Source organism: Streptomyces sp. SID5643 (assembly GCF_009872555.1).
GTDB classification, from domain to species: Bacteria; Actinomycetota; Actinomycetes; order Streptomycetales; family Streptomycetaceae; genus Streptomyces; species Streptomyces iakyrus.
The window spans coordinates 1-21,588 of record NZ_WWIC01000225.1; the positions used below are offsets into that span (position 1 = coordinate 1).

Sequence of the window (21,588 nt, forward strand, 5' to 3'; positions counted from 1 at the left end):
GACTGACCGTGTCGGGCGGGCGGGTGGGCAAAAAACCGAACCGACCCCAGGGAGACCCCATGCCGGAAGGCCACACCATCCACCGCCTCGCCCAGGACTACGCGACGGCCTTCCTCGGCACAAAGCCCCGCACCACCAGCCCCCAGGGCAAGTTCACCCCCGCCGCCACCCTCCTCACCGGCACCGAACTCACCCACACGGAAGCCCACGGCAAACACCTCTTCCTCGGCTTCCGCGAAACGGACTGGATCCACATCCACCTCGGCCTCTTCGGCAAGGTCACCTTCGGCCCGGCCCCCGAACCGCCCCCCACCGACACCGTCCGCCTCCGCGTCGCGAACGACACCACCTACGTGGACCTCCGGGGCCCCACCACCTGCGCCCTCATCACACCCCCCGAGAAGCAGGCGATACACGACCGCCTCGGCCCCGACCCCCTCCGCCACGACGCCGACCCGGATGCCGCGTACCGCCGCATCACCCGCAGCCGTACGACGATCGCCGCCCTCCTGATGGACCAGAAGGTCATCGCCGGCGTCGGAAACGTCTACCGCGCGGAGGTCCTCTTCCGGCACCGCATCGACCCGTACCGCCCCGGCAAGGACATCACCCCCACCGAGTGGCACGCGATCTGGACCGACCTCGTCGGCCTCATGCACGAGGGCGTCCGCAACAACCGCATCGACACCGTCCGCCCGGAGCACACCCCGGAGGCGATGGGCCGCCCGCCCCGCGTGGACGACCACGGCGGCGAGGTGTACGTCTACCGCAGGGCGAACCTGCCCTGCCACATCTGCGGCGGCGAGATCCGCACCGCCGACCTCGCCGCCCGCAACCTCTTCTGGTGCCCGTCCTGCCAACGCCCCTGAGCACCCGGACCCGTGCGGCCCTCGCCCCTCAGAAGCCGTGCGGCAACCACGGAGCCACGGCGGCCCCGAACCCCAGGGAGGCCTCCGCCAGCGCCCCCCGCCGCACCTCCCGGACACGCCCCGCCGTCCCCAGCGAGGCCAGCGACACACCCCCGAGGTACGCGGCCCCCAACTCCCGTACCGACAGCACGAGATCCGCCGCATCCGCCGTACGCCCGCAGGACGCCCCCTTCGCATCCCCGCTGAGCCGCCAACGCCCGGAGTTCCAGGGGCAGAACGCGTCCTCCACCTCGAACACCACGTCCACCGGCGCCTGATACGTCCGCGCCTCCAGCGCGGCCCCGAGGTCCACCGGCCGCAGGTACAGCGAGTCCAGCAGCCGCGGCCGGCACCGCCGGATGTCGGACACCCAGTGCCGCCACGCGTCGTCCACCGGCCGGCCCCGCCCCCGTAGCACCAGCGACGACGTCAGGTCGATGCCGAACAGGAACCGCCACAGCGCCGCGTCCGCCGCGGGGTCCAGCGCGGCCGAGTTCTCCAGGATCACCGTGCCGTTGGGGCCGGCGGCATCCCAGTCCGGCTTGACGCGGTACCGCGCGTACCCGACCGTCTCGCCGTCCCGCTCGGCGAGGACGCACTGCAACGGAGACGCTCCTCCCCGGTCGCTCTCCGGATCGAGCACCTCCACCCGCTCCCAGCCGGGCTGCCGCGCCAGCATCCCCGGCCGCGACGGCACCAGCCGGGCGTACAGCGCCTCGCACACATCGAGCACATCGGCGGGAACGGCGTACCGCACCCGCACGTCGTCCGTGCCCGCCGGCAGCGACGTGAGCCGCACCCGGGTCGTGTCGATCTCGGCGTTCAACTGGAAGGTGGCGGCCCCGTATCCGAACCGGCCGTAGATCGCCGGTTCGGAGGCCGTCAGCACGGCCAGCGGATCACCCGAGGCCCGGACGTCGTCCAGCTGCCGCCGCATCATCGAGGTCAGCACCCCGCGCCGGCGATGGGTGGCGGCCACGCTGACCATGGTGACGCCCGCGGCCGGTACCGAGGCGCCGCCCGGCACCGTGAGCCGGAAGCTGAACGCTCCGGCCGTCCCCACGCACGCGTCGCCGTCCCAGGCGCCGAGGGAACGGTCGGTCTCGGTCAGTGAGTTCCACAACTCCCGCTCTTCGGTGGACTCCGGCACCCCACCGAAGCCCCGGATGAGGGTGTCGTACCACTTGTCCCAATCATCCCGCCGAAGCACCCGCAGATCGGGCGCGGAGCCGGTCGCGTCAGTCGCCATGGGCCATGCCTACCAGGGCGAAGCGGGACGGGCGAGGGAATTTCTCCCGGGTGGCGGCGGAGCGGCGCACCCGTGAAGTTCACTGTGAAGTCGGCCCTCGGACGGGGGACAAGTGGGACCTCCCGTGCCAAGGGGCTGGTCCGATGGATAGGGTCCCGAACTAATGGCATCAGGACGAGAGCGGCGCGCGGAAGCCGAGACGTTCACGGCCCGGTTGAAGAAGCAGTGGCACCGGGTCCGCGTCGGCGTGCGCCGAGCGGCCGTGGACTACTTCCGCGGCAACGGCTCGGACTGGATCGCCCTGGCCGGTCTGCTCCTGACCGTCCCGCTGATCGCGGCGGCGACCTTGGGGAACTCGGTCTGGTTCTCACCGGCCGCGCTGGTGCTGCCCGTCGTCGTGGGCGGGCTGCTGCTGCGCCCGGCGAGCCTGCTCGGCCTGTACGCGGCCGCGGCCACCGCGCTGATCGTGGAGTCGGTGCAGCTCGGCCCCTACACGGAGGGCCCCTCGCGGGTCACCCCGGGCGTCGTGCTCGTGGTCGCGGCCTGCGGCTTCTTCGGACTGCTCCTCGCCCAGTTCCGCAGCCGGGTCGGTGTGCCCTGGCGGCGCGGCGGCACGATGCTCTTCGACCTGCGTGAACGCATCCGGGTGCAGAGCAAGCTGCCCGACCTGCCGGGCGGCTGGCACCAGGAGATGGCCCTGCGCCCGGCGGGCGGCCAGTCGTTCTCGGGCGACTTCGTGGTGGCGGCCCGTACCAACGGCGGCCGCACGCTCGAAGTCGTCCTCACCGACGTCTCCGGCAAGGGCATGGACGCGGGCTCGCGCGCCCTGCTGCTGTCCGGCGCGTTCGGCGGCCTGCTCGGCTCCCTCCCGCCGCACGCCTTCCTCCCGGCCGCCAACGGCTACCTCCTGCGCCAGGACTGGGACGAGGGCTTCGCCACCTCCATCCACCTGGTCCTCGACCTGGACTCCGGCGACTACGAGCTCTATTCCGCGGGCCACCCGCCGGGCCTCCAGCTCAGCGCCGGCACCGGCCGCTGGGAGGAGAAGGCCGCCGAAGGCCCGCTCCTCGGGGTGTACGACGGTGCCCAGTTCGACCCGGTGAAGGGTTCGCTGCGGCCGGGCGACGTGCTGATGCTGTTCACGGACGGCCTGGTGGAGACCGCCGACCGCGACATCGTCGAAGGCATCGACCGCCTCACCGGCGAGGCCGACCGCTATGTGGCCGGCGGCTTCCACGGTGCCGCCTGGCATCTCATCGAGGCGGTCGCCAAGGACGTCAACGACGACCGGGCCCTGCTGCTGATCTGCCGCGAGGGACCGACGGCGGCCTCCCCTCGCTGAGGTGGGGTTTTCCCAGGCCGGTCGGGCGGTCGCCCTCATGGTCCGGCCGCCTTGCGGCACCTTCGCGGTCGGCCTGCCGGCCCGGGCGGCGCTGCGCGGGGAGACACTGGAGCGGTGACCGAGACATCGCGTATGACCCTGGCCCAGGTCGAGGCCGCCGCCCGCGCCGCGCACACCGGCCAGAGAGACAAGGCGGGACGGCCCTACGCCGAACATCTCCGGGCGGTGGCGGAGGGCGTACGGGCGCGGGGCGGCGACGAGGAGCAGATCGCGGCGGCCTGGCTGCACGACGCCGTCGAGGACGACGCCCTCTCCGTACAGTGGCTGCGCGGGGCCGCGCTGAGCAGCCGTACGAAGGACATCGTCCTCGCGGTCACCAAACGGGCGGGGGAGCCGCCGGAGGCGTACGCCGCGCGGATCCTCGCCACGCCCGGGGCGCTGCTGGTGAAGGAGTCGGACCTGGCGCACAACGCGGACCCGGCCCGCCTCGCGGTCCTCGACGAGGCGACCCGGAAACGACTGACCGAGAAGTACGCACGGATGCGCGCACTCCTCGGTCTCGTCGGATGACTTCCGCTGTGGGGGTCAGGCGTTGACCTTCTCGCGCTCGCGTCCACGCTCGCGCCGCTCGGTGCTCTGGCGTTCGCGGGCGACTTCGGCGGCGTCCTTCTTGAAGGCCCAGTCCATCTTCGGCTCCATCGCGAACCGGAACATGCGCTGTACCGGCTTGGTGCACAGCACGGTCACGACGGCGGCCGCGAGGACGGTCACGAGGATCTCACCGGTCGGCCGGTGCAGCCAGGAGGCCTCGAACCAGCCCTGGTAGTCGCCGGCCTTCACCAGGAAGCCGTGCAGCAGGTAGCCGTAGAGCGTGCCGGCGCCGAGGGCGGTGAACCACATCTGGCGGCGCGGCACCCAGGCGAAGAAGCAGGCGGTCAGCACCAGGGAGCAGCCGAACATCGCGAGCACCATGACCGGCCCGGTCCACCAGGGGGCACCCAACTCCTGCGCGGCGTCACGGTGGTAGAACCACGCGGTGTTCATGCGCGGCACCGCCCACCAGCTGAAGGCCAGCGCGAGGGCGAACACCGGCACCGAGGCGATCCGCACCGAACGGCGGCGCACCATGTGGAAGTGCTCGGGCTTCATGACCAGACCCAGCACGAAGAACGGCAGGAACTGCAGGACGCGCTGAAGGTCCAGGTCGTCACCGATCTCCGGGGTGACGGTCGCCAGCATGGCGAGACCGAGTGCGAGCGGCAGCGGCCAGCGCACCAGGTTCCAGATGGGGGTGGTCAGACGCCAGACGAACAGCGCGACCAGGAACCAGGTGAGGTACCAGGGATCGAGCAGGCTGATCTCCTGGTGCGGGTCGTTGTCGATGACCCGCTTGAAGAGCGGATAGGCCGTCTCGAAGATGATGTACGGCACGGCCACGCCGGTGATCAGGCGCTTCAGCCGGTCGGGCCGCATGTCGAAACTGCGGGAGAAGTAGCCGGAGATGAGGATGAACGCCGGCATGTGGAACGCGTAGACGACCTGGTACGCGGCCTCCAGTATCCGGCTGTCGCCCTTGAGCGGCTCCCAGGCGTGGCCCATGGCCACCAGCACGATCGCGAGGTACTTCGCGTTGTCGAAGAACGCGTCGCGCTGCTTGCCGTTCTGCTTCTTCTGCGTGCTGTGCGGCGAGCGGGGGCTCGGCACTCCGTCGGCCGGTGACTGTGCCGGGGGAAGTGGCGCCCTGCGGTCGCCGTTCGGTCGCAGCGAGTTCGTCACAGACCCTCCCACCAGGAGCTCGGGGAGACGATCCGGGACCTCGCTGCGCGATCGGGGGACGAGGCAGCGTGGAACATCTGAGGCACCCTAGCGTTCCCAACAGCTATTCGTAAAACGCCGGAAGTGATTCCTGGCTATTCGCTGCGGGTACCCCGGATTACGAGTGGTTGACGTCACTGTCGGAGTGATGGCCGACACATCATCCGAGGGCGGATTGTGTGGACTGTCCAAGCCCTGCTTGTCGTGATACTTCCGGACTAAGCGACGCATAAGACCAGCAGGCGACTCCAGCGGAATGTCCGCTTCAGCCCTCTTCGAGCCCCGGCTCGAACGGCTGTTGAGGGGCTTGTGGCAGCAATTCGAATTAGCTGCGAACGCGTTGTGTGGAGACGGAAACGATACGGTCGAATTCCCTGTCCGGGTGGCTCGTCGAATTGCCGTGCGACTCCCCGGCGTTGAGACCTTGCACACAAACGCCCCCGCGCGGGCGGGCGCGACACGTGTGTGTCCGATGCGTCACCGGCCGCATAGCCCGGCCGTGTTGGTGGCACGATGGTTCTGGCGGGGGTGCGCGGGGTCGCGTCCCCGGGCCGGGAGAGCGGACCGACCGAGGGTGTGTGATCAGTTGTGGCCATTTCACTGTCTGTGGTGCTGCTGTTGGCGATCATCCTTGTGGTGTTGCTGAGAGGGGGGTCCATCAAGGCAGGGCCGGCGATCGTGGCGATCCTCTTCGGCTTCTTCCTCGCCTCGACCGGCATGGCCCCGTCCATCAACCGGTTCCTCAACTCGATAGCGGAGACCATCAACTCCATCAGCTTCTGACCGGGACGCCGACGCCTCCTCCAGCGCCCCGCGCTCCGGGCCCGGCGCAGGGGCGGTTACGCTCGCCCCGACCACAGGACGGTGCGTGACGGGGGGAACGTACAGGGATGGCGCTGCGCGATTCTGACCCGGCGGAGGTGGGCGGCTACCGCACCGAGGACCGCCTCGGATCCGGCGGCATGGGCGTGGTCTACCTGGCCCGCTCCGCCTCCGGACGACGCCTCGCCATCAAGGTCGTGCACAGCCAGTACGCCGACGACGACGAGTTCCGCACCCGTTTCCGCCGCGAGGTCGCCGCCGCCCGCCGGGTCAGCGGCGCCTTCACCGCCCCCGTCGTGGACGCCGACGCCGACGCCCCGCACCCCTGGATGGCCACGCTCTACATCCCGGGCGCGGACCTCGGCACGCACGTCCGCGAGCACGGCCCGCTCCCGCTGCCCCGCCTGCGCGGCCTGGCCGCCGGCCTCGCCGAGGCCCTGCGCGACATCCACCGCGCCGGAGTCGTCCACCGCGACCTGAAGCCGGCCAACGTGATGCTCGCCGAGGACGGCCCCCGCGTCATCGACTTCGGCATCTCCCGCGCCGCCGAGTTCGCCGCCTCCGACGTCCTCACCCAGACCGGCCGCGTCATGGGCACCCCGCCCTTCATGTCCCCGGAGCAGTTCGCCTCCCCGCAGGACGTCGGCCCGGCCGCCGACATGTTCTCCCTCGGCTCGGTCCTCACCCACGCCGCCACCTGCCGCGGTCCGTTCGACAGCCCGAGCCCCTACGAGACGGCCCTGCGGGTCGTCGAGGGCGAACCGGACCTCACCGGCGTCCCCGCCGAACTGCTCCCCTTCATCCGCCTCTGCCTGGAGAAGCACCCCAAGGACCGCCCCGCCGCGGACGAACTGTTCACGCTGCTCCGCGAGGGCGGCACCCCCGGCCCGGTCCTGGTACCCGGCACCCGCGAACCGCGCCCCGTACGTGCGTGGCCGGGCGCCCGGCCGACCGAGCCGGCCGGCACGGCATGGCCCGACGCGGCCCGCACCGAGCGGGGCGAAACGCCCCACGCGCCGCCCGCCGGGACGGACGGCGGACCGGACCCCGAGCGGCACGAAGCACGGCGCCCCGCGCCCGACAGGACCCCCACGGAACAGCACCGGCCGCCCCGGGACCCGGAAGGCGTACCCGTGCCCGGGGCGGAGCGCACCCGAAGCCGCCGCAGACACGGACTGCTGCTGGCCTCGGCCGCAGCGGCCGTCGCACTCGCCGCGATCGTCACCACCACCGTCGCCCTGATCCGCGACAACGACCGCCCGCCCTCCTCCACCGCCAGGGCGGCCGACCTCCCCGACGGCTGGAAACCGTGGGCCGTCAGGGCGAAGGTCCCGGAAAGCATCGATGGCGGTCCGGGCCGCAACTCCTTCCAGAACTGCGCCGTGGTGGACACGTCCCTGCTCTGCGCCGGTGCCCAGGTCATGGCGACCCGCTTCGACCTGGCCGGGGGCCGCAACACCTGGACCCGGCTGGTCGACGCCACCGCACCGGAGAGCCTGACCAGCGACGAGGGCTCGATCATCGGCACGGGCCGCGGCCGCGTCTACGCCTACCAGGTGAACGAGCGGGAGATGGCCGACGGAGCCGGGCCGCTGTTCACCTATACCGTCTCCGCCCTGGCCGCCGGCACCGGAAAGGTGCTGTGGCGGACCGAGACGGCCGACGGCCAGATGGCGAGCGCCCCCGACGGCGTGCAGGGCGGCGCCGTCTCCGTCCCCGAAGGCGTCATCACGTCCTACGGCGGCCAGGGGGAGCAGTACGCCCTGCTCGACGCCGGCACGGGCGAGGTCCGCTGGAAGCGCCCCGAGCCGCAGGGCGCGGACAGCTGCCTGCTGCGCGCCGCGGCCGAACGCGCCTACCTGATCTGCACCACCGGCAGGTGGGAGCAGGACACCGCCAGGACCACCGTGTCCGAGATCGGCACGGCCGACGGCAAGCCCCGCTGGACGGTCGAGGCGAAGGGCGCCCAGGATCTGCTCGGCCGGGACGGCGGCAGCCTGGTGCTGACGCACGCGTACGCGCCCGGCAAGGGTCTGACCCTGCTCGACGTCTCCTCGCGCGCGCTCACCACCGTCCGGGTCTCCGGCAGGCAGGCCGAGGCGTCCGGCGCCCACCTCCGGCGCGGAACCGTCTACTTCACCCGGGGCAGCGGCGGCGTCAGCGCGGTCTCGCCCCGCACGGGCCGGACCCTCTGGGACAGCAATTCCACCGTGGAGCAGCAGGGCCCGCCGGCCGCCTCCGCCACGCACGTCTACTTCGCGTCCCCCAGCGGGCGGGTGGCCGCCCTGAACGTCTCCACCGGCAAGGTCGAGGGCACCCGGGACGGCCGGGACGACAGCGGCGAGCCCGACAACACCTCCGGCGCCCCCCTCACCCTGGTCGGGGACGCCCTGTACGTCCCGTACGGCGACCGCTCGGTCTACACGCTGGACGTCCGGACCCTCTGAATCGGCGGGCGCCGATCAGCCGGCGGGACGTCGAGGATCGCCGCGACGAGCCGATCGCGCAGAACACCGCCGCAGGCCCAGGCAGAACAAGATCAGGAGCCGGAGGGGCACGCGGGGGACACGACGGACTGAACGCAGCCCGGGAAACACTCAGGGCCAGGCGGGGGAATGATCCTTCCGACCTGGCCCTGAGCCATATGGAGCGGGCGACGGGAATCGAACCCGCGTAGCTAGTTTGGAAGACTAGGGCTCTACCATTGAGCTACGCCCGCACAGCACGCGCCGCAGGTCGGGTGACCGCGGCACTGAAGGCATCGTAGCGGGTCGGCCCCCTCCGCCGCACACCGCATTCCCGCCGGAGCCGACGCGGCACGGACCCTGTGGAAATGCGGCCGCCGCACCGCCTGACGGCATGTACCCTACGTGTCGCACCAGACGGGGTGTGGCGCAGCTTGGTAGCGCGTCCGCTTTGGGAGCGGAAGGCCGTGGGTTCAAATCCCGCCACCCCGACCAGCCACCCGATCACCTCACGTGATCGCCCATCGGATCACTCACGTGATCGCCTTTTGGGCGGTGTAGTCGCTGCCGTTACTATGCAAGCTGCACGCCCGTGTGTCTCAGCGTCTGAAGTCTCCGGGCGGCGAAATCCGCCGGGCCGTTCTGGCCCCGGCAGAAACCAAGAAGTCAGCCACAAGGAGACCGAACCGTGAAGAGCGCCGTGGAGACCCTGAACCCGACTCGGGTTCGGCTCACTGTCGAGGTGCCCTTCGAGGAGCTCAAGGACAGCCTCGACGCGGCGTACAAGAAGATCAACCAGCAGGTCACGGTGAAGGGCTTCCGCAAGGGCAAGGTCCCGGCCCGGGTCATCGACCAGCGGTTCGGCCGCGGTGCGGTGCTGGAGGAGGCGGTCAACGACGCGCTTCCGAAGTTCTACACCGACGCGGTCAACGAGGCCGAGCTCAGCGTGCTGGGCCAGCCCGAGGTCGACATCACGGAGCTGAAGGACGGCGAGACGCTGAACTTCACCGCCGAGGTCGACATCCGCCCCTCCATCGAGATCCCGGACTTCTCCGGCATCGAGGTCGAGGTCGACGCGGTCGAGGTCACCGACGAGGACGTCGACAAGGCCGTCGAGGAGCTGCGCGAGCGCTTCGCCTCCACCGCCCCGGTCGAGCGTGCCGCCGAGGACGGCGACGTCGTGACGATCGACCTGCAGGCCAAGGTCGACGGCGAGGTCCTGGAGGACGGCGTCGCCGACGGCGTCTCCTACACCATCGGTTCCGGTGAGCTGCTGGAAGGCATCGACGACGCCGTGAAGGGCCTGGAGGCCGGTGGCGAGGCCACCTTCACCTCCGAGCTCAAGGGCGGCTCCGCCGCCGGCAAGGAGGCCGAGGTCACCGTCAAGGTCACCCAGGTCGCCAAGCGTGAACTGCCCGAGCTGGACGACGAGTTCGCGCAGCTCGCCTCCGAGTTCGACACCATCGAGGAGCTCCGCGCGGACAGCCGCAAGCGCCTCGAGAACATGAAGCAGTACGACCAGGCCACGCAGGCCCAGGAGCGCGTCCTGGAGAAGCTGCTCGACCTGGTCGAGGTCCCGGTCCCCGAGAAGCTGCTCGAGGACGAGATCAACACCCGCAAGCACAACCTCGAGCACCACCAGCTCGGCCAGATGGGCCTCGACCTCGCGAAGTACCTGGAGATCCAGGGCAAGAGCGAGGAGGAGTTCGACGCCGAGACCAAGGAAGCCGCGGTCAAGGGCATCAAGACCCAGTTCGTGCTCGACGAGCTGGTCAAGCAGGAGAAGCTGAACGTCAACCAGGAGGAGCTCACCGAGCACCTCATGCGCCGTGCGGCCTCCTCCGGCATGTCCCCCGACCAGTTCGCCCAGGCGGTCGTCGAGGGCGGCCAGGTTCCGCTCCTGGTCGGCGAGGTCGCCCGCGGCAAGGCCCTGGCCGTCGTGGTCGAGAAGGCCACGGTCAAGGACACCAACGGCGAGGTCATCGACCTCGACGACGAAGAGGACGAGACCGAGACCGCCGAGGCCGAGGCCCCGGAGGCCTCCGCCGAGGAGAAGACCGAGGGCTGAGCCCCGGTCGCGTGAGTTCGCAAGAAGGCCCTGGGGCACGCCCCAGGGCCTTCTTGCCGCCCAGGGGGACAGCGCCCCTCAGGGGCGTGGGGAACTGCGCGCCAAGCCCCCACCCGCCCGCAGCCCGGCGAATTCCCGCACCGCCCACAACGCGACCGCACGGCCCCCTGGCGGAGCCCACCGCGCTACGCCCCCGGCGAACACTCCCATCTCCGGGATTCCCCGAAGGGAGCCGCGCGTTAGGGTCCATGAATACGAGGGCAGTGGAGTCCCCGAACGGCTCCTAGCCCCTAGGGAAACGTGAGACGGCCCGGCGCCGTCGTAAGACGAGCAGGTGGATACGTGACGAATCTGATGCCCTCAGCCGCCGGCGAGCCTTCCATCGGTGGTGGCCTCGGTGACCAGGTCTACAACCGGCTGCTCAACGAGCGGATCATCTTCCTCGGCCAGCCGGTCGATGACGACATCGCGAACAAGATCACCGCGCAGCTGCTGCTCCTTGCCGCCGACCCGGACAAGGACATCTACCTGTACATCAACAGCCCCGGCGGTTCCATCACGGCCGGCATGGCGATCTACGACACCATGCAGTTCATCAAGAACGACGTGGTCACCATCGCCATGGGCCTCGCGGCCTCGATGGGTCAGTTCCTGCTCAGTGCCGGCACCCCCGGCAAGCGTTTCGCGCTGCCGAACGCCGAGATCCTGATCCACCAGCCCTCCGCCGGCCTCGCCGGCTCGGCCTCGGACATCAAGATCCACGCCGAGCGGCTGCTGCACACCAAGAAGCGCATGGCCGAGCTCACGTCCCAGCACACGGGGCAGTCGGTCGAGCAGATCACCCGCGACTCGGACCGCGACCGCTGGTTCGACGCCTTCGAGGCCAAGGAGTACGGCCTCATCGACGACGTGATTCCCACGGCCGCCGGTATGCCGGGCGGCGGCGGCACCGGGGCCTGAGCGGTCCCCACGGGGCCTGTGGCGCCCCGTGAGGCCCACGGAGCCCTTCCCGGGCCCCAGTGACCCCAGACAGCCCCAGCCGACCGCCTCAGCCCTTATCAGGAGACACCGTGAACCAGTTCCCCGGCAGCGGGATCTACGACCGTATGCACGCCGTGCAGGACATGAGCGCCTCGCAGGGCCGCTACACCGGCCCGCAGGCCGAGTCCCGCTACGTCATCCCCCGCTTCGTCGAGCGCACCTCCCAGGGCATCCGCGAGTACGACCCGTACGCGAAGCTCTTCGAGGAGCGCGTGATCTTCCTCGGCGTCCAGATCGACGACGCCTCCGCCAACGACGTCATGGCGCAGCTGCTGTGCCTGGAGTCGATGGACCCCGACCGTGACATCTCGGTCTACATCAACAGCCCCGGCGGCTCCTTCACGGCGCTCACTGCGATCTACGACACGATGCAGTACGTGAAGCCGGACATCCAGACGGTCTGCATGGGCCAGGCCGCCTCCGCGGCCGCCATCCTGCTGGCTGCCGGTACGCCGGGCAAGCGCATGGCCCTGCCGAACGCCCGCGTGCTGATCCACCAGCCGTACAGCGAGACCGGCCGCGGTCAGGTCTCCGACCTGGAGATCGCCGCGAACGAGATCCTCCGGATGCGCTCGCAGCTGGAGGAGATGCTGGCCAAGCACTCCACCACGCCGGTCGAGAAGATCCGCGAGGACATCGAGCGCGACAAGATCCTCACGGCCGAGGACGCGCTGAACTACGGCCTGATCGACCAGATCATCACCACCCGGAAGATGGACAACTCAAGCCTTCGCTGACGCGAGAGGCAGTGACGTCTGCCGCCCCTTGGCACGGTTTGACTCGGTTCACGTCAAAGCGAACCGCGCCAAGGGGGGCCCGAACGGGGGGCCCGGCAAGGTACCGTCGGACATAAGGCAGCACCAGGAGTCCGCTGGACGTCGATGTCCAGGAGTCTCCCAGGCGAAGGGGAAGCACACCGTGGCACGCATCGGTGACGGCGGCGATCTGCTCAAGTGCTCGTTCTGCGGCAAGAGCCAGAAGCAGGTCAAGAAGCTCATCGCAGGGCCCGGTGTGTACATCTGCGACGAGTGCATCGATCTCTGCAACGAGATCATCGAGGAAGAGCTGGCGGAGACCAGCGAGGTCCGCTGGGAGGAGCTCCCGAAGCCCCGCGAGATCTACGAGTTCCTCGAGGGCTACGTGGTCGGCCAGGAGGCCGCCAAGAAGGCCCTGTCCGTAGCGGTGTACAACCACTACAAGCGCGTCCAGGCCGGCGAGAACGGCGGGGCGAACGGCCGTGACGACGCCATCGAGTTGGCGAAGTCCAACATCCTGCTCCTGGGCCCCACGGGGTCCGGCAAGACCCTCCTCGCGCAGACCCTCGCGCGCATGCTGAACGTCCCCTTCGCGATCGCCGACGCCACGGCCCTCACGGAGGCGGGATACGTCGGCGAGGACGTCGAGAACATCCTGCTCAAGCTGATCCAGGCGGCCGACTACGACGTCAAGAAGGCCGAGACCGGGATCATCTACATCGACGAGATCGACAAGGTCGCGAGGAAGAGTGAAAATCCCTCGATCACGCGCGACGTGTCGGGCGAGGGCGTCCAGCAGGCCCTGCTGAAGATCCTGGAGGGCACCACGGCCTCGGTCCCCCCGCAGGGCGGCCGCAAGCACCCCCACCAGGAGTTCATCCAGATCGACACGACGAACGTGCTGTTCATCGTGGGCGGCGCCTTCGCCGGTCTGGAGAAGATCATCGAGGCCCGGGCGGGCGCCAAGGGCATCGGCTTCGGGGCGCAGATCCGCTCCAAGCGCGAGATGGAGTCCAAGGACCAGTTCCAGGAGGTCATGCCGGAGGACCTGGTCAAGTTCGGCATGATCCCCGAGTTCATCGGCCGCCTGCCGGTCATCACCTCGGTCCACAACCTCGACCGTGAGGCCCTGCTCCAGATCCTCGTCGAGCCGCGCAACGCCCTCGTCAAGCAGTACCAGCGCCTCTTCGAACTCGACGGCGTGGAGCTGGACTTCGAGCGCGAGGCCCTCGAAGCCATCGCCGACCAGGCCATCCTCCGCCAGACCGGCGCGCGCGGCCTGCGCGCCATCATGGAGGAAGTCCTCCAGGGCGTGATGTACGAGGTCCCGTCCCGCAAGGACGTGGCCCGGGTCGTCATCACGGCGGACGTCGTCCAGTCGAACGTCAACCCGACGCTGATCCCGCGCGATGCGCGGGGCCGGGGGCCGGGCGAGCAGAAGACGGCGTGACACACACGTAAAGGGAAGGGCCCCGGTCGATGACCGGGGCCCTTCCTCCTGTGATGCTGCCGGCTTCGTCAGACCTTGACCCGGATCTCCGGACGGATCTTGGTGGTGATGTCGATGGCGGTGTCCTTGGACGTTTCCCCGGCGGCGGTGCCCGAGGAGACCACCGCGATGGTGCTGTAGTCGGCCCAGGCGCAGAACCAGTTGGTCTGCTCCTTCTTGGTCATGACGTTCGGGCCCTTGACCGCCTGGCACTTCATGACCGCGCCGTCGAGGTCCGCCTCCTCCGGCTCCCCGACCAGCTCGGTCTTGCCGCCGCCGCTGCTGGAGGAGTCCTTCTCGGCGGACTTCTTGAAGTTGGCGAAGAACGTGTCCAGGGATGCCTCCGGGTCGGAGATCTCGCCGTAGACACCGAAGAAGTTGACGCTCTTGGCCGTGGCCATCTCGGCGGCCGAGGACGGGTCGGTGGGGTCGTACTTGGTGGGGTCCACCGTGGAGTAGGTGGCCAGCACCGACGTGCCGTCCTTGACGCCGCTCTTCTCCAGCTCCTTGGTGGAGTCGTCGCCGGCGGTCGCCCCGTCCTTGGTGATGCGGTTGTACTCGCTCATCACCTTCGCCGGAGTCGCCAGCTTGTGCGGCCCGTCGTCCTCCAGGGCGCCCGCGCCGCCGCCCCCGCCGATGACGAAGTACGCGCCCACGCCGATCGCCGCTACGACGGCGACCGCGCCGATGACGAGCCCGGCCTTCTTCTTGCCGCCGCCCGGCGCGGGAGGCTGGGGCACGCCGTACGGCGCCTGGCCGTAGGGCGGCTGCGGCTGCTGGCCGTACGGGGGCTGCTGGCCGTAAGGGGCCTGCTGGGGCGGGACGCCGTGCGGGTGCTGCTGCGGGTGGCCGTAGCCGGGCTGGGGCGGAGGGGCCTGCTGGGGGTAGCCGTAGCCGGGCTGGGGCGCCTGCGGCTGCTGGCCGTACGGACCGGGCTGGCCGTACGGGCCGGGCTGCTGGGGCTGCCCGCCGTACGGGCCCGGCTGGTTGTAACTCATGTTCTGGGTTCCCCTCCAGATGCTTATGTCTTCCGGACATCCTGGCGCAGACCCGCCGTGTGCATGGCATCGGGCCCCCCACCGTTACAAAGCAAACGCGTTTCGGGACGGGGTCGTGACACCTCTAAACTGACCCCCGTGACCGAGAACGCTCAGCAGCAGCCACCAGCGCCCAGCACCGACCTGCCGACCCAGTACGCGCCGGCCGACGTAGAGGGGCCGCTGTACGAGCGCTGGGTGGAGCGGGGTTACTTCGAGGCGGACGCCAAGAGCGAGAAGCCGCCGTACACCATCGTCATCCCGCCGCCGAACGTCACGGGCTCGCTCCACCTGGGGCACGCCTTCGAGCACACGCTCATCGACGCCCTGACCCGCCGCAAGCGCATGCAGGGCTACGAGACGCTGTGGCAGCCCGGCATGGACCACGCCGGCATCGCCACGCAGAACGTCGTCGAGCGGGAGCTCGCCAAGGAGGGCAAGTCCCGCCACGACCTGGGCCGTGAGACGTTCGTCGAGCGCGTCTGGCAGTGGAAGGGCGAGTCCGGCGGCCAGATCAGCGGCCAGATGCGCCGGTTGGGCGACGGCGTCGCCTGGTCCCGCGAGCGCTTCACGATGGACGAGGGCCTGTCCCAGGCCGTCCAGACCATCTTCAAGCGCCTCTACGACGACGAGCTGATCTACCGCGCCGAGCGGATCATCAACTGGTGCCCGCGCTGTCTGACGGCCATCTCGGACATCGAGGTCGAGTACCAGGACGACGACGGCGAGCTCGTCTCCATGAAGTACGGCGACGGTGACGACACCATCGTCGTCGCCACCACCCGCGCCGAGACGATGCTCGGCGACACGGCCGTCGCCGTCCACCCCGAGGACGAGCGCTACCAGCACCTGATCGGCAAGCTGGTCAAGCTGCCGCTGACCGACCGCTCCATCCCGGTCGTCGCGGACGAGCACGTCGACCCGGAGTTCGGCACGGGTGCCGTCAAGGTGACCCCGGCGCACGACCCGAACGACTTCGAGATCGGCCAGCGCCACGACCTGCCGGCCATCACGATCATGGACGAGCACGCGGTCATCACCGCCCACGGCCCCTTCCAGGGCCTGGACCGGCTGGAGGCCCGCTCGGCGATCGTCGCCGCGCTGCGCGCCGAGGGCCGGATCGTCGCCGAGAAGCGGCCCTACGTCCACTCCGTCGGCCACTGCTCGCGCTGCAAGACGACGATCGAGCCGCGCCTGTCCATGCAGTGGTGGGTCAAGGTCGGCCCGCTCGCGAAGGCGGCCGGTGACGCGGTCCGCGACGGCAGGGTCAAGATCCATCCGCAGGAGATGGAGAAGCGCTACTTCGACTGGGTCGACAACCTCCACGACTGGTGCATCTCGCGGCAGTTGTGGTGGGGCCACCGCATCCCGGTCTGGTACGGCCCGGACGGCGAGGTCGTCTGCGTCGGCCCCGACGAGGAGCCGCCGAGCGGCGAGGGCTGGCGTCAGGACACCGACGTCCTCGACACCTGGTTCTCCTCCGGCCTGTGGCCGTTCTCCACGCTCGGCTGGCCCGAACAGACCGAGTCGCTCGCGAAGTTCTACCCGAACTCCGTCCTGGTCACCGGCTACGACATCCTCTTCTTCTGGGTCGCCCGGATGATGATGTTCGGCCTCTACGCGATGGACGGCACCCCGCCGTTCCACACCATCGCCCTGCACGGCATGGTCCGCGACCAGTTCGGCAAGAAGATGTCGAAGTCCTTCGGCAACGCGGTCAACCCGCTGGACTGGATGGACAAGTACGGCTCCGACGCGCTGAGGTTCACCCTCGCCCGTGGTGCGAACCCCGGCGTCGACGTCCCGATCGGCGAGGACTGGGTCCAGGGCTCGCGGAACTTCGCCAACAAGATCTGGAACGCTACGCGCTTCGCGATGATGAACGGTGCCACGATCGAGGGTCCGCTGCCGGACGTCTCGAAGATGTCGGCGACCGACCGCTGGATCCTGTCCCGCCTCAACTCGGTGGTCGCCGAGGTCGACGCGTTCTACGAGGACTACCAGTTCGCGAAGCTCTCCGATGCCCTGTTCCACTTCGCATGGGACGAGGTCTTCGACTGGTACGTCGAGCTGTCCAAGACGACGTTCCAGGCGGGCGGCGAGGCGGCCGAGGTCTCCCAGCGCGTCCTCGGCGAGGTCCTGGACGTCACGCTGAAGCTGCTGCACCCGGTGGTCCCGTTCGTCACCGAGACGCTGTGGACGACCCTCACCGGCGGCGAGTCGGTCGTCATCGCCGACTGGCCGAAGGACAGTGGCTTCCGGGACGCCGACGCCGAACGTGAGATCGAGTCGCTCCAGTCGGTCATCACCGAGGTCCGCCGCTTCCGCGCCGACCAGGGCCTCCAGCCCGGCCAGCGGGTCCCGGCCCGGCTCACCCTGGACGGCACGCCGTTCGCGCCCCACGAGGCCGCCGTCCGCCAGCTGCTCCGGCTCCAGCCGGAGGGCGACGCCTTCACGGCCACGGCGACCCTCCCGGTCGCCGGCGCGGAGGTCGCCCTCGACCTCTCCGGCACGATCGACGTGGCGGCGGAGCGCAAGCGCCTGGCCAAGGACCTCGCCGCGGCCGAGAAAGAGAAGGCCCAGGCGAACGCCAAGCTCGGCAACGAGGCGTTCCTGGCGAAGGCCCCCGACCACGTCGTCGACAAGATCCGCACCCGCCTCGCCAAGGCGGAGGAGGACATCGTCCGCATCCAGGCCCAGCTGGAGCGCCTGCCGCAGGGTTAAGGGTTCGTACCGTGTGTGAGGCCCCCGGAGCCGCCAGGCCCGGGGGCCTCACACATGCCTCGGGGACACGCAGTCGGGGGCGCGGGGAACCGCGCGAACGGCCGCGACGCACCCGCAGCCGCCCGCGGGCACAAGCCACCGCAAACAATGTCAGTCGGTCTCCGTAGACTGGCCCCGTGAGCGAGCTCCCTCCAGACCACGACGCCGACGACCAGCCCGACCCCCTCAACGCCTTCGACGAGATCATCGCGGAGGAGACCACCCGCGACCCCGACCTCGCGGTCATCGAGGCCGGCAGCCGAACCCTGCGCACCCAGGGCGGCCCGCCCGACGCCGACGTCCCCACGCGCCCCGCCGACCCCGAGGTCGACAAGGCCCTGCGCGAGGTCGAGACCGAGCTCGCCACCCGCTGGGGCGAGACGAAGCTGGAGCCCTCCGTCAGCCGTATCGCCGCGCTGATGGACGTGCTGGGCGAGCCGCAGCGGTCGTACCCGTCGATCCACATCACGGGCACGAACGGCAAGACCTCCACGGCCCGCATGATCGAGGCCCTGCTCGGCGCCTTCGAGCTGCGCACCGGCCGCTACACCTCGCCGCACGTGCAGTCGATCACCGAGCGCATCAGTCTCGACGGCGCCCCCATCTCGCCCGAGCGGTTCATCGAGACGTACCAGGACATCAAGCCGTACGTGGAGATGGTCGACGGGCAGCAGGAGTACCGGCTGTCGTTCTTCGAGGTGCTCACCGGCATGGCGTACGCGGCGTTCGCCGACGCCCCGGCCGACGTCGCGGTCGTGGAGGTCGGCATGGGCGGCTCCTGGGACGCCACGAACGTGATCGACGGTGACGTCGCCGTCGTCACGCCGATAGACCTCGACCACACCGACCGGCTCGGCACCACACACGCCGAGATCGCCACGGAGAAGGCCGGCATCATCAAGCAGGGTGCGACGGTCATCATGGCGCAGCAGCCGGTCGACGCGGCGCAGGTGCTGCTGAAGAAGGCCGTCGAGGTGGACGCGACCGTGGCCCGGGAGGGGCTGGAGTTCGGCGTCGTCGAGCGGCAGGTGGCCGTCGGCGGGCAGCTGGTGACGCTGCGCGGGCTCGGCGGCGAGTACCCCGAGGTGTACCTGCCGCTGCACGGCGCGCACCAGGCGCACAACGCGGCCGTCGCGCTCGCCGCCGTCGAGGCGTTCTTCGGCGTCGGCGCGCAGCGGGCCGACGCGCTGGATCCGGACACGGTCCGCAAGGCCTTCGCCGCCGTGGCCTCGCCGGGCCGGCTGGAGGTCGTGCGCCGGTCGCCGACGGTCGTGCTGGACGCCGCCCACAACCCGGCCGGTGCCCGGGCGACGGCCGAGGCGATCGGGGAGGCGTTCCAGTTCAGCCGCCTCATCGGCGTGGTCGGCGCGAGCGGCGACAAGAACGTACGGGGGCTGCTGGAGGCCTTCGAGCCGGTGTTCGCCGAGGTCGTGGTCACGCAGAACTCCAGCCACCGCGCGATGGACGCCGACGAGCTCGCCGGGATCGCCGTGGAGGTGTTCGGCGAGGAGCGGGTCCAGGTCGAGCCGCGGCTGCCCGACGCGCTGGAGTCCGCCATCACGCTGGCCGAGGAGGAGGGCGAGTTCGCCGGCGGCGGTGTGCTCGTCACCGGTTCCGTCATCACCGTCGGCGAGGCCCGACTGCTCCTGGGGAGGGGCTGAGTCCCGTGCGCACGCTCTGTTCTTCAACGCTGATCGGCGAGTTCTTCGTCATCGGGTTCGCCGGTCTGGTCGCCATGAAGGACCCGGACCTGTCCATGACGACCGTGTGGACGGTCAGCGGCATCGCGATGTTCCTGTGCCTGGTGCTGTGCGGCCTGGTGACGCGGCCGGGCGGGGTCGTCCTCGGCTGGGCGCTGCAGATCGCGCTCATCGCGTCGGGGTTCGTCGTCCCGAGCATGTTCTTCCTGGGGGCGGTCTTCGCGGCCCTGTGGTGGGCGTCGGTGCACTACGGCCGGAAGGTGGACGAGGCGAAGGCGAGGTTCGCGGCCTAGGCGGGTTCCTCCACACCTGACGCTGCGTAACAGGCGCCCCGACACGCCGGGTAACCTCGTCCCACCGCTAGACCTTTACGTACAAGGAGCCCGTCGTGAGCCAGCGCACCCTCGTCCTCCTCAAGCCCGACGCCGTCCGTCGTGGTCTGACCGGCGAGATCATCAGCCGCATCGAGCGCAAGGCGGGCTGGACGATCACCGCGCTGGAGCTGCGCACGCTGGACCAGGACACGCTGGAGCAGCACTACGGCGAGCACAAGGGCAAGCCCTTCTACGAGCCGCTGGTGGACTTCATGGCCTCCGGTCCGGTCGTGGCGCTGATTGTCGAGGGTGAGCGGGTCATCGAGGGTGTGCGCGCGCTCGCCGGCCCGACCGACCCGATCGCCGCCGCCCCCGGCTCCATCCGCGGCGACTTCGGTGTCATCGTCCGGGAGAACCTGATCCACGCCTCCGACTCCGAGGAGTCCGCCGAGCGCGAGGTGAAGATCTTCTTCCCCGGCCGGGCGTAGCGTCCGCACCTCACCAGCACATTCGGCAGGCCCGGGGGCCCCGGCCCCCGGACTTTGCGGCATATGCGTGGCGATCGAGGGAACGATGGTCCCCGAACGCCCGTCTCCAGAAGCGAATGCGGACGGCATCTGCTGACAATGGCGGAGACCCTCCCGCAGTGTTCGCGAAGGCGCGTCTACGATGGAAGCCTTCACGTCACAGCACCCACCTTTGCCTACCTGAAAAGCCCTCAAAAGCCAGTGGGAAGGCCAGACGAATCCTGATGGGGAACTCAATGTCGTTCATCGGCCGTGACATGGCTGTCGACCTCGGGACCGCCAACACGCTGGTGTACGTCAGGGGTCGCGGGATCGTACTCAACGAGCCGTCCGTCGTCGCGATCAACACCAACACCGGTGGCATCCTCGCGGTCGGTGCCGAAGCGAAGAAGATGATCGGGCGCACGCCCGGCAACATCGTTGCCGTGCGTCCGCTGAAGGACGGCGTGATCGCCGACTTCGAGATCACCGAGCGGATGCTCCGCTACTTCATCCTGAAGATCCACAAGCGGCGGTATCTGGCTCGTCCGCGGGTCGTCGTCTGTGTGCCCTCGGGCATCACGGGCGTCGAGCGCCGCGCCGTCATCGAGGCGTCGTCCCAGGCCGGCGCCCGTCAGGTGCACATCATCGAGGAGCCCATGGCCGCGGCCATCGGCTCCGGCCTGCCGGTCCACGAGGCCACGGGCAACATGGTGGTCGACATCGGCGGCGGCACCACGGAGGTCGCGGTCATCTCCCTCGGCGGCATCGTCACCGCCCAGTCCATCCGTGTCGCGGGCGACGAATTGGACAACGCGATCATCCAGCACATCAAGAAGGAGTACTCCCTCCTGCTGGGTGAGCGCACGGCCGAGCAGATCAAGATCACGATCGGTTCGGCGTACGACCTCGACTCCGACGAGCACACCGAAATCCGCGGGCGGGACCTCGTCTCCGGCCTGCCGAAGACCGTGGTCATCTCCGCCGCCGAAGTCCGCAAGGCGATCGAGGAGCCGGTCAACGCGATCGTCGACGCCGTCAAGACGACCCTCGACAAGTGTCCGCCGGAGCTGTCCGGCGACATCATGGACCGAGGAATCGTTCTGACCGGCGGCGGGGCGCTGCTGCGGGGTCTCGACGAGCGGCTGCGCCGGGAGACCGGCATGCCGATCCACATCGCCGAGGACCCGCTGGACAGCGTGGCGCTCGGATCCGGAAAGTGCGTCGAGGAGTTCGAGGCGCTCCAGCAGGTGCTGGACGCCCAGCCGCGCAGATGACATAACTCTTCGATTCCGCCGTACGGGACGATCTCCT

The 21,588-nt window shown here is 69.9% G+C and carries 17 protein-coding genes and 2 tRNA genes; 15 read left to right on the forward strand and 4 right to left on the reverse strand.

Annotated features, from left to right (window positions below; genetic code table 11):
* Positions 1 to 59: 59 nt before the first annotated feature.
* Complete coding sequence (locus tag GTY56_RS25300; RefSeq protein ID WP_161367633.1) at positions 60 to 869, forward strand: Fpg/Nei family DNA glycosylase; 810 nt, start codon at positions 60 to 62, stop codon at positions 867 to 869.
* Positions 870 to 897: 28 nt separating this feature from the next.
* Here the strand turns inward: GTY56_RS25300 and GTY56_RS25305 are convergent, their stop codons facing one another.
* Complete coding sequence (locus GTY56_RS25305) at positions 898 to 2,157, reverse strand: GNAT family N-acetyltransferase (protein ID WP_161367634.1); 1,260 nt, start codon at positions 2,155 to 2,157, stop codon at positions 898 to 900.
* A gap of 163 nt (positions 2,158 to 2,320) precedes the next feature.
* On the opposite strand from GTY56_RS25305, the gene GTY56_RS25310 reads away from it, so the two are divergent.
* Together GTY56_RS25310 and GTY56_RS25315 are read left to right on the forward strand one after the other, a co-directional pair.
* Positions 2,321 to 3,499 (forward strand): PP2C family protein-serine/threonine phosphatase, encoded by a 1,179-nt coding sequence (locus tag GTY56_RS25310; protein ID WP_161367635.1) that lies wholly within the window; start codon positions 2,321 to 2,323, stop codon positions 3,497 to 3,499.
* A gap of 132 nt (positions 3,500 to 3,631) precedes the next feature.
* A complete protein-coding gene (locus GTY56_RS25315; RefSeq protein WP_161367652.1) occupies positions 3,632 to 4,069 on the forward strand; it encodes an HD domain-containing protein in 438 nt (145 codons plus the stop codon).
* A gap of 15 nt (positions 4,070 to 4,084) precedes the next feature.
* On the opposite strand, the gene GTY56_RS25320 is transcribed toward GTY56_RS25315, so the two are convergent.
* Complete coding sequence (locus tag GTY56_RS25320; RefSeq protein WP_346345572.1) at positions 4,085 to 5,203, reverse strand: acyltransferase family protein; 1,119 nt, start codon at positions 5,201 to 5,203, stop codon at positions 4,085 to 4,087.
* A gap of 699 nt (positions 5,204 to 5,902) precedes the next feature.
* Here GTY56_RS25320 and GTY56_RS25325 point away from each other — a divergent pair.
* Together GTY56_RS25325 and GTY56_RS25330 are read left to right on the forward strand one after the other, a co-directional pair.
* Positions 5,903 to 6,097 (forward strand): hypothetical protein, encoded by a 195-nt coding sequence (locus tag GTY56_RS25325; RefSeq protein ID WP_010041885.1) that lies wholly within the window; start codon positions 5,903 to 5,905, stop codon positions 6,095 to 6,097.
* Positions 6,098 to 6,204: 107 nt separating this feature from the next.
* Positions 6,205 to 8,583: a serine/threonine-protein kinase gene (locus GTY56_RS25330; RefSeq protein ID WP_161367637.1), complete on the forward strand. Its 2,379-nt coding sequence runs from the start codon at positions 6,205 to 6,207 to the stop codon at positions 8,581 to 8,583.
* Between the two features lie 198 nt (positions 8,584 to 8,781).
* On the opposite strand, the gene GTY56_RS25335 is transcribed toward GTY56_RS25330, so the two are convergent.
* Positions 8,782 to 8,855: transfer RNA gene (locus GTY56_RS25335), tRNA-Gly, on the reverse strand.
* Positions 8,856 to 9,019: 164 nt separating this feature from the next.
* Between GTY56_RS25335 and GTY56_RS25340 the strand changes: the two genes are divergently transcribed.
* The 5 genes from GTY56_RS25340 to clpX all read left to right on the forward strand — a co-directional run bounded on the left by GTY56_RS25340 (position 9,020) and on the right by clpX (position 13,915).
* Positions 9,020 to 9,096, forward strand: a tRNA-Pro gene (locus GTY56_RS25340).
* 193 nt (positions 9,097 to 9,289) lie between these two features.
* A complete protein-coding gene (gene tig, locus GTY56_RS25345; protein ID WP_161367638.1) occupies positions 9,290 to 10,669 on the forward strand; it encodes a trigger factor in 1,380 nt (459 codons plus the stop codon).
* A 354-nt stretch (positions 10,670 to 11,023) separates the two neighbouring features.
* Positions 11,024 to 11,629 carry an ATP-dependent Clp protease proteolytic subunit gene (locus GTY56_RS25350; protein ID WP_030818448.1) on the forward strand — a complete coding sequence of 202 codons (606 nt, stop codon included), beginning with the start codon at positions 11,024 to 11,026 and terminating at the stop codon, positions 11,627 to 11,629.
* Positions 11,630 to 11,739: 110 nt separating this feature from the next.
* Positions 11,740 to 12,447 (forward strand): ATP-dependent Clp protease proteolytic subunit, encoded by a 708-nt coding sequence (locus GTY56_RS25355; protein ID WP_346345573.1) that lies wholly within the window; start codon positions 11,740 to 11,742, stop codon positions 12,445 to 12,447.
* A 181-nt stretch (positions 12,448 to 12,628) separates the two neighbouring features.
* On the forward strand, positions 12,629 to 13,915 hold the full coding sequence (gene clpX / locus GTY56_RS25360) for an ATP-dependent Clp protease ATP-binding subunit ClpX (RefSeq protein WP_031114127.1): 1,287 nt from the start codon (positions 12,629 to 12,631) through the stop codon (positions 13,913 to 13,915).
* A gap of 68 nt (positions 13,916 to 13,983) precedes the next feature.
* Here clpX and GTY56_RS25365 read toward each other — a convergent pair whose 3' ends face one another.
* A complete protein-coding gene (locus tag GTY56_RS25365) occupies positions 13,984 to 14,952 on the reverse strand; it encodes a hypothetical protein (RefSeq protein WP_161367639.1) in 969 nt (322 codons plus the stop codon).
* Between the two features lie 138 nt (positions 14,953 to 15,090).
* Here GTY56_RS25365 and GTY56_RS25370 point away from each other — a divergent pair, with 138 nt between their 5' ends.
* The 5 genes from GTY56_RS25370 to GTY56_RS25390 all read left to right on the forward strand — a co-directional run bounded on the left by GTY56_RS25370 (position 15,091) and on the right by GTY56_RS25390 (position 21,551).
* Positions 15,091 to 17,715, forward strand: a complete 2,625-nt coding sequence (locus tag GTY56_RS25370; protein ID WP_161367640.1) for a valine--tRNA ligase — start codon at positions 15,091 to 15,093, stop codon at positions 17,713 to 17,715.
* 176 nt (positions 17,716 to 17,891) lie between these two features.
* Complete coding sequence (gene folC, locus GTY56_RS25375) at positions 17,892 to 19,415, forward strand: bifunctional tetrahydrofolate synthase/dihydrofolate synthase (protein WP_161367641.1); 1,524 nt, start codon at positions 17,892 to 17,894, stop codon at positions 19,413 to 19,415.
* Positions 19,416 to 19,420: 5 nt separating this feature from the next.
* On the forward strand, positions 19,421 to 19,747 hold the full coding sequence (locus GTY56_RS25380; RefSeq protein WP_161367642.1) for a DUF4233 domain-containing protein: 327 nt from the start codon (positions 19,421 to 19,423) through the stop codon (positions 19,745 to 19,747).
* Positions 19,748 to 19,842: 95 nt separating this feature from the next.
* Positions 19,843 to 20,256, forward strand: coding sequence for a nucleoside-diphosphate kinase (ndk, locus tag GTY56_RS25385; protein ID WP_107454943.1), 414 nt, complete (start codon positions 19,843 to 19,845; stop codon positions 20,254 to 20,256).
* A 275-nt stretch (positions 20,257 to 20,531) separates the two neighbouring features.
* On the forward strand, positions 20,532 to 21,551 hold the full coding sequence (locus tag GTY56_RS25390; RefSeq protein WP_004001297.1) for a rod shape-determining protein: 1,020 nt from the start codon (positions 20,532 to 20,534) through the stop codon (positions 21,549 to 21,551).
* Positions 21,552 to 21,588 lie beyond the last annotated feature (37 nt).

Bases quoted from the DNA above. Each gene is read 5' to 3' on its own strand.
- GTY56_RS25350 (WP_030818448.1), top strand. From the start codon at position 11,024: ATGCCCTCAGCCGCCGGCGAGCCTTCCATCGGTGGTGGCCTCGGTGAC.
- GTY56_RS25315 (WP_161367652.1), top strand. From the start codon at position 3,632: ATGACCCTGGCCCAGGTCGAGGCCGCCGCCCGCGCCGCGCACACCGGC.
- GTY56_RS25300 (WP_161367633.1), top strand. From the start codon at position 60: ATGCCGGAAGGCCACACCATCCACCGCCTCGCCCAGGACTACGCGACG.
- GTY56_RS25390 (WP_004001297.1), top strand. From the start codon at position 20,532: ATGTCGTTCATCGGCCGTGACATGGCTGTCGACCTCGGGACCGCCAAC.
- GTY56_RS25305 (WP_161367634.1), bottom strand. From the start codon at position 2,157: ATGGCGACTGACGCGACCGGCTCCGCGCCCGATCTGCGGGTGCTTCGG.
- GTY56_RS25330 (WP_161367637.1), top strand. From the start codon at position 6,205: ATGGCGCTGCGCGATTCTGACCCGGCGGAGGTGGGCGGCTACCGCACC.
- GTY56_RS25365 (WP_161367639.1), bottom strand. From the start codon at position 14,952: ATGAGTTACAACCAGCCGGGCCCGTACGGCGGGCAGCCCCAGCAGCCC.
- GTY56_RS25310 (WP_161367635.1), top strand. From the start codon at position 2,321: ATGGCATCAGGACGAGAGCGGCGCGCGGAAGCCGAGACGTTCACGGCC.